The sequence below is a fragment of the Bradyrhizobium sp. 45 genome (genome assembly GCF_023073155.1).
Classification (GTDB): Bacteria; Pseudomonadota; Alphaproteobacteria; order Rhizobiales; family Xanthobacteraceae; genus Bradyrhizobium; species Bradyrhizobium canariense_D.
In genome coordinates this window covers 1-9,619 of record NZ_JADPIX010000075.1, presented here as the reverse complement: position 1 = coordinate 9,619, position 9,619 = coordinate 1, and the positions used below count along the sequence as shown (strand labels likewise).

The 9,619-nt window shown below is 58.4% G+C and carries 8 protein-coding genes and 3 pseudogenes; 7 read left to right on the top strand and 4 right to left on the bottom strand.

Going from position 1 to position 9,619, the window contains the following annotated elements; genetic code table 11:
* The first annotated feature begins 565 nt into the window (after nt 1-565).
* From IVB42_RS13315 to IVB42_RS42040, 4 genes and pseudogenes are all read left to right on the top strand, one after another.
* Nucleotides 566-766 (top strand): hypothetical protein, encoded by a 201-nt coding sequence (locus IVB42_RS13315; RefSeq protein WP_247363768.1) that lies wholly within the window; start codon nt 566-568, stop codon nt 764-766.
* A gap of 26 nt (nt 767-792) precedes the next feature.
* Nucleotides 793-1,025, top strand: a pseudogene (locus IVB42_RS13310) (hypothetical protein); the annotation flags it as partial.
* 113 nt (nt 1,026-1,138) lie between these two features.
* Nucleotides 1,139-2,167 (top strand): IS110 family transposase, encoded by a 1,029-nt coding sequence (locus IVB42_RS13305; RefSeq protein WP_247287490.1) that lies wholly within the window; start codon nt 1,139-1,141, stop codon nt 2,165-2,167.
* Between the two features lie 373 nt (nt 2,168-2,540).
* Nucleotides 2,541-2,672 (top strand): hypothetical protein, encoded by a 132-nt coding sequence (locus tag IVB42_RS42040; RefSeq protein ID WP_018460471.1) that lies wholly within the window; start codon nt 2,541-2,543, stop codon nt 2,670-2,672.
* Nucleotides 2,673-2,748: 76 nt separating this feature from the next.
* Here IVB42_RS42040 and IVB42_RS13300 read toward each other — a convergent pair whose 3' ends face one another.
* The 3 genes and pseudogenes from IVB42_RS13300 to IVB42_RS13290 form a co-directional block, all read right to left on the bottom strand.
* Nucleotides 2,749-3,249 carry a Mov34/MPN/PAD-1 family protein gene (locus tag IVB42_RS13300; protein ID WP_018460470.1) on the bottom strand — a complete coding sequence of 167 codons (501 nt, stop codon included), beginning with the start codon at nt 3,247-3,249 and terminating at the stop codon, nt 2,749-2,751.
* Nucleotides 3,237-4,913 (bottom strand): ThiF family adenylyltransferase, encoded by a 1,677-nt coding sequence (locus tag IVB42_RS13295; protein WP_256466965.1) that lies wholly within the window; start codon nt 4,911-4,913, stop codon nt 3,237-3,239. The genes IVB42_RS13300 and IVB42_RS13295 overlap by 13 nt, the downstream gene beginning before the upstream one ends.
* 694 nt (nt 4,914-5,607) lie before the next feature.
* Nucleotides 5,608-6,427 (bottom strand): annotated as a pseudogene (locus IVB42_RS13290) (ISNCY family transposase); the annotation flags it as partial.
* A 158-nt stretch (nt 6,428-6,585) separates the two neighbouring features.
* Between IVB42_RS13290 and IVB42_RS13285 the strand changes: the two are divergent.
* The 3 genes and pseudogenes from IVB42_RS13285 to IVB42_RS13275 all read left to right on the top strand — a co-directional run.
* Nucleotides 6,586-6,861: pseudogene (locus IVB42_RS13285) on the top strand (transposase); the annotation flags it as partial.
* Between the two features lie 371 nt (nt 6,862-7,232).
* Nucleotides 7,233-7,415, top strand: a complete 183-nt coding sequence (locus IVB42_RS13280; RefSeq protein ID WP_157643078.1) for a hypothetical protein — start codon at nt 7,233-7,235, stop codon at nt 7,413-7,415.
* A gap of 159 nt (nt 7,416-7,574) precedes the next feature.
* The gene (locus tag IVB42_RS13275) at nt 7,575-9,146 is read left to right on the top strand and encodes a hypothetical protein (RefSeq protein ID WP_247470374.1); all 1,572 of its coding nucleotides are present in this window, start codon (nt 7,575-7,577) and stop codon (nt 9,144-9,146) included.
* A 133-nt stretch (nt 9,147-9,279) separates the two neighbouring features.
* Here IVB42_RS13275 and IVB42_RS13270 read toward each other — a convergent pair.
* Nucleotides 9,280-9,619: transposase (locus IVB42_RS13270; protein ID WP_247469853.1), on the bottom strand; the 340-nt coding region annotated here is incomplete at its 5' end.

Below are 9,619 nucleotides of genomic sequence, written 5' to 3'. Positions count from 1 at the left end.
CGGCATATCGCTCCTTCGGTGGAGAAGTGGAGGCGTCAAGCACCCCCACGATATGCCGCCTTTCCGATTCCCGCCGTCACCAACTTTGGGCGATAGCTCATAACCGGCGTGCCCTCGCTCGTGCTGACGGACCATGACCAGCTTCGCTCAGGGCGCTTAAAGGAAATCTCAAAGAACGAAAAACGATCGGACATAAACACCGATGGTCTGTCTGTACCGGAACGCCCGCCGCGGCTGCCCCGGAGATGGATTCGCCGTGTGGTGGAAAATAGACACTCTGGCAAGTGGCGAGACATCGCACGGACATCGCGGCGAAAATCGTCAAAAAGAGCCCCTCCAGCGCTGAATTCCACCAACGATGCGGTTCCTCCAGCACTGGAGTGGCGGAGCAAGACCAGCACAACTACCCTGTACGTGGAGGGCACAGCAGCAACGTCTCGGGCACCTACGAGCAACGACGACTGTGGTGAAGTTCATACTCGACTTTGGAATCAGCTAGTAGTCTCTTTGAGCGGTTCACCGTGCTTCCTCTGCTACCATTCTTTGCGCCTTGCGGAGTCGCCAAGTGTTGGACGCAACGACCACTGCGCTTTTGCGTGCTGTTCTTGAGGAGGTTTGCGACGGTCTGCCTCGCAGCGAAACCGGCACTCGGGCCCATGTCGCTTCCAAGATCTTGGAGGCCGCCAACAAAGGTGAGATCACAGCGGAGCGCCTTCGGCAGGTCGCAATGCAAGCTCTTCGCTCCGCGCCAACGATGTGGCGGTAGATGCAGACAACTCTGATAGCGCTCATGTGAATTTCCAGGTCACGGTGTTGAAGATCTTTGTCAGCTACCCGGACGGGTTCGCATCCATGCCGGATCTCAAGCGAGACATGGCCATTTTGGCCACGAGCGGTCCGGATTGGGCGGCGCGCACCAAGAGAATGGGCGCCCGTGTGCCAGAGCTCGATTTTTTTCGCAGCAACTCGTCGAGCGCTTGAATGGAGGGTGGCGCATCACGGAAAAGGGACGAGCGGTGCTCGAGTGTCATTCGGCCTGCAAAAATTTGCAAACGATGACGTAATTGCGGTCGGCACTCGTGGCAGACAACCTCCGTTATCGTGGAGCCTCGCAATTAAATGATTCGAAGGAGCTCCCATGAAGCAGTACGTCCGGCTGGACGTCTCACAGAGAGAAACCGCTGTGTGCGTTGTCAACGAGACTGGTCAAGTGATCTTCGAAGGGAAAGCAAAGTCTAATCCTGGTGCCTTGACTGACCTGCTTAACAAACATGCGCCTCATGCCGAGCGTATCGGCTTCGAGACCGGTGCTATGGCGAGTTGGCTATGGCATGAACTCCGCAGGGTTGAGCTTCCCGTGGTCTGCATCGACGTTCGGCATGCGCACGCAGCTTTGTCGGTCCGAATGAACAAGAGCGATCAGAATGATGCGCGAGGGCTTGCCGAACTGGTGCGGCTTGGATGGTATCGAGAGGTAAAAGTCAAAAGTGAGGAAAGCCAGAAGATCCGAGCGATCCTTGTCGCCAGATCTCGGCTAGTGTCCATGCACCGAGACATCGAGAACCAAGTTCGCAGCTTGATCAAGGAATGTGGATTGCTGTTCCCTCGCGCGATCGGCCAACAATTCCGCAACCAGGTCAGCGAACTCTTGGGCGTCGATCATTTGCTTCTCAGCGTGATATCGCCGCTGCTCTCGATCCATGAGAACGTTTGTCAACAACAAGGTAAGTTCGACGACGAGGTCCGCCGGTTGGCAAAGCTGGACGACACGACGCGTCGCCTGATGACGGTCCCGGGGGTCGGTGTCGTGACGGCCCTAACGTTCCGCCACACGATCGATGACCCCTCGCGCTTCCGATCGGCTTCGACGGTCGGCGCCTACCTAGGCCTTACGCCGAGGCGCAGCCAATCCGGCGAAACCGACACCAACGGAAAGATATCTCGATGGGGCGACCGGCTTCTCCGAACTTACTTGTTCGAGGCCGCCACTGTCCTTCTTTATCGAACCAAAAAGTGGTCTTCCCTAAAGGCCTGGGGCATGAAGCTCGCCAAGCGGATCGGCATGAAGAAGGCAAAGGTCGCCATCGCCCGAAAGATCGCCGTGATTCTCCACTGCATCTGGGTCGATGGCACATCGTTCGACTGGGGCCAGCCGAAGCCAATCTGATATTTGCTCGCAAGTTCCTGGTCCGGTCCGCCGGACTGGCGATGTCCCGCTGGGACGGTGGTCGTGGTGACCTCGGTCAATCGGCTGGTGGCGGTTCGCCCGCACTCCGCTGCAAACGTTGAGGCGCCCGATCCGGACATCATCATGAGGCGCTAGCGACCTCGGAAAGGACCATGACCCCAGCTACGACATCAACCCAACCCGACGAAGCCGCCAACGACGTCGATTGCCAAGCCCGCTAGGCAATCGTCTCGCCATCCGCGATCGCTCCGTCTCCACAACCTGATCAGCTCCGACGGAGCAATCGCTACCGGCGTGTCACTGGAGAGAGGAAGAATGGTAGCTTGACAACAAACCGCAATTAAAGGGCCGATTGACACCCGAGGGCAAGGCGCCATTACAGGTTTTGATCGCCGAGGAGACGATCGAAGAAGCCAAGATACGGGCAATCCGGGAGAAGACCAGCGTGTCCGGGGTCGTCGAGGAGCTGCTGCAGGGTGGCTAAACGGCACCTACAAGCTGAAGTAATAGTGATACACGGCGACCGAAAATTCGCGTCCTAGCGGGTTCCAGAAGACACTTTAGTCATACCGTTGCAGTCGAGCCGACTCGATTGACAAGCTGCGGCGCCAGCGCCAAGCCGACACCCGTCTGAACTCGGCGACCCGCACATCCGCCCGCCACTCTTGTGGGCGTCCGAACAGAACCAGCATCAGGACCTTAGACAACCGAGCGTCGCGTGACAGAAGGACGCGCCGCAACGCGCGTTTGTCGGTCCCGCTAAGACGGCCAGACAATGCATCAGGATGTGTGTGCCAATCACCGACATACACGTTCGTACGCCCCGATCGTTCGTATTCTAAGCCGATCTGAGCCGCTTCCCAAACGTGATCGTGTTCGTAGGAATAGCGTTTATGGACGGCGGCAGGACCTGCCCCCATCACGGCGGTGATCACGACGTTAGCATCGTCGGCCCAATATCCGGTAAGCACCCCGCCGGTCTCGTTCGGGTAGAAGCGGTCGGCGTCACCGCGCAATTTTTCCAGTGACGGCGACGAAATCCAGGCGGCTAGGCCTTGCATGTGCAGTTCGCATGTCGGGTCAAGATCTCGCTACGCCACGAGGGCAGTTTTACCCCAGCCTGCTCATTGAAACTCAGCGTGTGAACGGTAGTTGAGCCGTTCCCTCCACCGGCAGCAAGAAAAGCTGAAGCGACTCGCATTCCATGCAACGAGATTTCCTGCAGATCGTAAGACACACCTGTGAACGTTCGCTCTGAGCAACCTGGAGGCTGGACGAGACCGCTTTCGTCACCAAGGCCAGGCGGTTTGGAGATCAAGCCGTCGTCCCAAGCGCGCAGAAGACAAGCGGGGCAACCTCCTTCCGGACCATAGAGCACCACGACACCTCCACTAACCGGAGGCGATGCATGCATTGCCATGACGGGAAGGCCGAGCCGCGCCGTAAAGTCGTGAATGAATGACATATTCCAGTACGCCGCCGTGGCGTCGATAACCAGGTCAACTCCGTCGGCCGCATCGGTCAAGGCGCGCTCATCCCTGAACGGATATTTCTGCGACTGCGTCCCCAATTGGTGCTTGATAAAGCGCACGTCACAGTTGGGGAATTCGTTCTTAATGAAGGCATCCAGAGCCTCAACCTTCGACCGTCCCCAGGCGCTCGCCCCCAACGGCCAGCGCATGGAGTTGCCAGGCTCAACGATGTCGGAATCGAGTAGCCTGAGCTCTTTGACGCCGTTGCGAGCCAGATCAATTGCGAGCGGCGCTCCGATGGCACCCGTGCCGATGACGCAAACCTTCTTGGCAGATCGATCAGACGCTTGCGGCGCCCTCGAAGCCAAATCGGAAACACCCGCCCGTAAGGTGCGAACGATGCCCCCTGACAGGGGTTTGCGGCCTTGGAAACTCTTTTTGCTGCCCACAGACAGTGCGAAGAGCCAGCCGTCCCCGTTCCGCTTCCACTCGAGCTCGGAAGGATAAAGGAAAGCATTCAAACGGAAGCGCCGTGTGGACAGGGACGATGAAGAAAAAACTGGAGACGAAGAAGCGATTTCGAGGCCTATGAGATTCCGCAGAACGTCCTCGGTCCCGGGATTCGGAGTTGTATCGAGACGTTCCCACGGAATGGTTAGGTCCCTCGCGTTACCATTGGCGAGAAACGCGGGGAGTCGTCTGTTCCAGTCTGCCAGTACAGCGCCATCCTGTGCGAAAACCGCGGTCACCGACGCGCGCAATCGAGGCGTCTCCGTTTCGCCATTCTCGATGGTGTATTTGACACTAAGCCGACCTGAATCGATACGCTTGGCCCAGAGATCCCAAGTTGTCTCGATCAGGCAGTATGGAAGGTCATCTACTGGCGATCCGTTCCACCAAACTTCCGCTGGCTCGCCCTGCCGATCTTCATTGGCGCTTGCCTTCAGCGCATCGGTGAGCATCTCTCGAAGTAGGGCCGGTACCGTCAGACTAGAGGTCCATTGCCGACTATCCCTGCCGATAAGGCACAAGGTGCCGTCGGGGGCAACGTGTCTGCGATCGCGAAATGGCACCGGATCCCGCAGCAGGACCTGAGGCCGAAGAAAGGGATAACTGTCCGGATATACCGCCCTGAGTGGAAGAACTCCGCCCTCATGAGGCCACTCGAAATCAAGTACAAGTCGGTGGTCTTGCAGAGCACCGTCCTCGGGGCGAGGATCTACGTTTTCGGACTGAAACGCGTCGAGCTCCATCTGGAGCCGACCGGGAAAGCGTAGATCCCACTGCGGTATTCCGCCCCTTGGCTGCAGGACAGTATCGCCCACTCGCCTTACCCCACGACACGTGGCGGCGGCTTGGGAGGCTCGGGAGGACCGGGTGGCTTGCCGGGGTGCGGTGGCGGACCGTTGCCAGGCGTATCGCTGGGCGGGCCCGGCGGCACGTCAGGATGCTCCGGATGAGATGGGTGGGGCGGCTTAGACATCTTAAAACTCCTTCTGCTCGCTTGGGCCACGGGGCCGACGTACGCACGCTGCAAGGGCACAGATCCACACGTTCGTCGTCGGTACCCATCGATCCAGAGCCAAAAGTGTGGTCCCGTTACCTCACTTGCAAGAAAACACCGCAAAACTGCGGGATTTTCACGTTTTGCGGCATTTTCGCCGCAAATCACGGACTTTCTTTTGTGTGAACTAGATCAGGTCCCGTTTTGCTGAGCCGATAGTAATAACGATTATTCGTGCCACAACACGGCCGAGTAGCCTTGTGTGGTGCTCAAAAAATGCATTTTCGAGGCGCAACAGCCGGAAATCTGTGCAGAATCAGATGGATGACGTTATCGTTGGACACGGCATATCGCTCCTTCGGTGGAGAAGTGGAGGCGTCAAGCACCCCCACGATATGCCGCCTTTCCGATTCCCGCCGTCACCAACTTTGGGCGATAGCTCACGCAGCCGCCTCAAGTCCTTCAAACCGCCGATAACCGATGATGCGTCGGACCACGGCTCCGTTCTTCTGTTCGACAAACGCCTGGTCGTTCTTGCGGTAGGGTCGGCAACGCGTGAACTCGATGTTCATCTGCTCACATGCCGTGCAGCGAGAGCGGCAGCTGTCGGCGAACTTTTGTCGTCACGGTGCTCAGGAGCGTTTGCTCGCGCACCAGCAACGGCGCACACTCCGTCCAACAGGTCGCAATATCCGTGAGCACCAGCGTCTGTATAAAACCGGCGCGCGCCGAGGGCCCACTGTGAGCGACCAGATCGGCTTCGACTAAGCCCGGCGCCGGATACTTCCAGCCGGCGGACGTCCGTACCGGGATTCCGTCGCTCTGCGCTCGCCACCGGGCGGCACCGCTGGCGTCCACCTTCCTCTCGGATCTTGCCCAGCGCCCTATCGATCGTGGACGCGCTCCCCGCCAGTAGCTTCGCACAGGATTTCAGGAGCCAGGCCCATGTGACCGTTGCGTTCCATCGACTCGATCAGGAGCGGCAGCAGCGCTTTCAGCCTCTTGCCGCAGATCCGGTCGGATGCCTCACAAAGCACTACCAGCGCATTTCGCTCAGCTTCCTCGTAATCCGGCGACGGGTGCGCCGAACCGAGGATTGCCTCATCTCGCCTCGGAGCAGGCGCATCGCATGCTTTCGATGCAAGCCCGTCACAAGCACAAACTGGTCCAGAATTCGCGCTTCTCCGCGCGGCTCGCCTCTCTGTAGCGCTGCCCCACAGCGCCCGTCAGCTCTCTCCGAATCGCCATGCTCAGTTGCCTCATTATCGCGCCCGCAGTCCCATCCCACTGGGGAGCAAATTACGTGAGGCAGGCACAGCACAGCATTCAGGAACATTTCAACCGACTTCTTGCCATCCTCGTATGGCTTCCGACCGGGACGATCGCCCATGATGCCCTACACGCTTGAGGCCGATCCGTGTGCCACATCCAGGCGCACCGCTCTCGAGCGCTTCCTAAGCGACGGTCGCATCAAGCTCGACTCCAACGCCGTCGAGCGCGCAATCCGGCCACCAACCATCACGAGAAAAAACGCGCTCTTCGCGGGCAGCCATGGTGGCCGGACCTCGGCCACCATCGCCACGCTGCTGCAGACCAACGAAGATGAACAACCAGACCCGCACTCCTGGCTCACGCAAACTCTCGAACGGATCGCGCGGCGCTGGCCGATCTCTCAGATCGATACTCTCATGCCCTGAACTTCCAAGCCTGAACGGCCAAAGTTTCGCGCTTACGCCACTGCCAACACGTCTTATCGGCGGCGGCGCGCCTCGCGCAATTAAGGTGCTCGAAAGCGGGGTAGATCACCAAGCTGCGAGGATTTGCCGCATCGTGAAACGGGTATGAAAACCCAAGCAGGCTCGACGCGACAGCGATGGGGGCTTGAAGTCTACGTAGCGTCAGGTTGTACAGTCTGAATCATACATACGGCCTTCTCTGAAGCTTCATGATCACTCGGAGCGGCTCGGTTGGTTGTAGCGAATGTGAGGACGTTGACCTGAAGAGGAAGCAGAGCTTGCAGTGCAAGTATTGAAACCCGGTCGCCTTCCAACAGCAGTGGGGCGGCCCAATGTCGGTCGCCGATGTGCCGCATGCGATGTCCCGGAAGGAGGGGCGGCAACACCGTGGCTTTTTGAGTCGTGCGAGTATTTGGGTTTCGTTTCTCCTGGATCGTTTTGAGTTTGGCGAGCGGTCACCTGTTGCCCAGGAGCCGGGGCGCTTTTCTGCAGCAGCCAAGACCGGGCAGGTGTGAGTAATGCACGAGCTCGGAGCGACGCGCGATAACAGTCCCTTTTTGTTCAATTTGGCGATCTTGACGCCCGGCTTTTTGAAGCCGGAGTCTCTGTGGTCAATGCGCCGGAGTGTGGCTCCGGGGCAGCTATGAAGAATCTTCTCATCTTAGGAGAGTCGTGTGGAACCGATCTATAACGATCCGAACTCTTGGATGCGCTGGTACGCCGAGCAGCAGGCGTTGCAGCGTGCGGGGCAAGAGGCCGACGTCGACCCTGCGGATCAAGCTGGCTTCGAGCAGCAATTGGGCGAGCTGCAACTCCGCTCTCCTGAGGAGAGTTCCGGGGTTAGTTCCCCCGACAGTTCAGCCGCACGGTCGCATGAAAACATCCAGCGTACGGACGTTGGTGGTTCGATGCGAATGCGGCCAAGGTACAACCTGCGGGACAATTCGTTCAGCAGCACGCGTCACAGTGTCGATGTTCCGCACGCTCATCTTGGCTCGCCTGCAAATAATTACCGGTCTGACTTGCAGGACAGGCCATTCAGCAGCATGCGTTACGCAGCGCCCTCGGAGGAACAACCTACGGCGCGGACGAAGGACAATAAGCCGCGTGGACTGTTCTCTCGGGTCAAATCAGGGTTAAGCAAAGTCTTTGGAGGAAATCACCGTGAGAAGTGGTCCGGCGGCCCAGCCTCTGATGACGTCTACTCGGAGCTTCGCATCGACTTTGCAAAGCGCAGTCGCCCGTCCGAAGCAGACCTAGCGCTGATTGAAGAGTTCAAGACGGCATTGGGCAGCGCGAACCGTAAAACGAAGACGATCGAGAATTATGTGATGGCTCTTCGAATGTTCAGCGAATTCCTCCAACCCAAAGGCGTCACTCTGAACGACCTGCTTGGCAATGCTGATCTGCTGACAGCCTATAAAGATGAATTTAAGAAGGTGGCGAGCGCCAATAGCAGGAACTATGTGGGTGGAGCCTTGGATACACTCCAGAATTTCCAGGCTGGAAATCCCATATCTGCTCCAGCTGGGGTGGGTACGCGAGAGCAACCGATGCACCCCCAAGACGAGCGGATGATCCGCCAGTTCGTGGAAAACGTCAAAGACTACAGAGTAGATCCCGATGGTACCAGAGGCCGCGGGACTGGAAAGGTCCCGCTTGCAACGATCAAGGGCAATGTGCAAGCGCTCAACGCGTTTGCTCGTTGGCTCCGAGCGCAGAACAAGGGGCCCCTGGCTCCTCGGGCATTCAATGAGCCAAGGTCGCTCGCCGACGACATCAACGAGTACTTCGTAGCTGGCGGCGATGATCGTGACCGCCTCAGCGCGGCATTGTCTCATCTCCGCAGGATCGGGGCTGACGGGCTCCAAGCTGTCGGTGCCGGGCCCCGCCTGATGGGGCGCGAAACGTTGTCGGCTCATCCGAAGGACGTCTCCACGATCAGTGACTTTTTAACGGACGCTCTATCCAAGCTTGGATCCGACGCGACTCGCAAGGAGAAAATCTGCGCTTCGGCGAGGGCTTCCAGGCTACGCTCTTTTAGTGATTGGCTTCAAAGAGAGGGCAGGCCGAGCATCATGGACCGTATCGAGGGCAATGCTAAGCAGCAGTCGTCATTGACTGCGCAGATTATGCGGCGTACAGCAAAGCCACAAAGCAGACACCCCCACTCGATCTCCTTCGACAATACCTGGGTCTCGAGCCCCAACAAGGACTTCGTGCTTATGACGATGACGCCAGCCTGATCGAGAGCCTGGCCAAGGAAGAGCTGAGAAACCTCGACCCAGCTTCCGAACAGAGAAGAAAAACAATTCGTAATACTGCTTCGGCCCAACGCAATTTGAGCTATCGCCAAATTTTGGTGACGGCCGGAGCCGGTCAGGCGGCGGCGGTTATGGGCTGGCGGTCGGTCGGCTTGGCGATGACCTCGATCCCATCATTGAATGTCACACCGACAACGAGTTTTGGCAACTGGTTGTGGCCATCGAGACGACGCCAGCTTCTCTGCGCGGCCTCGAGCAGTTTGAAGACCATCGCGAGTGCCGTCTTGTTGGACAGGCAGCCCTTCGATCGGATGGTGCGGTGGCGAACGGTGGCGAAGGTGCTTTCGATGGGGTTGGTCGTCCGCAAGTGTTTCCAGTGCTCGGCCGGGAAGTCGTAGAACGCCAGTAGCGTGTCTCGATCCTTGCTCAGGCAATCGGCGGCCTTCTCGTACTTC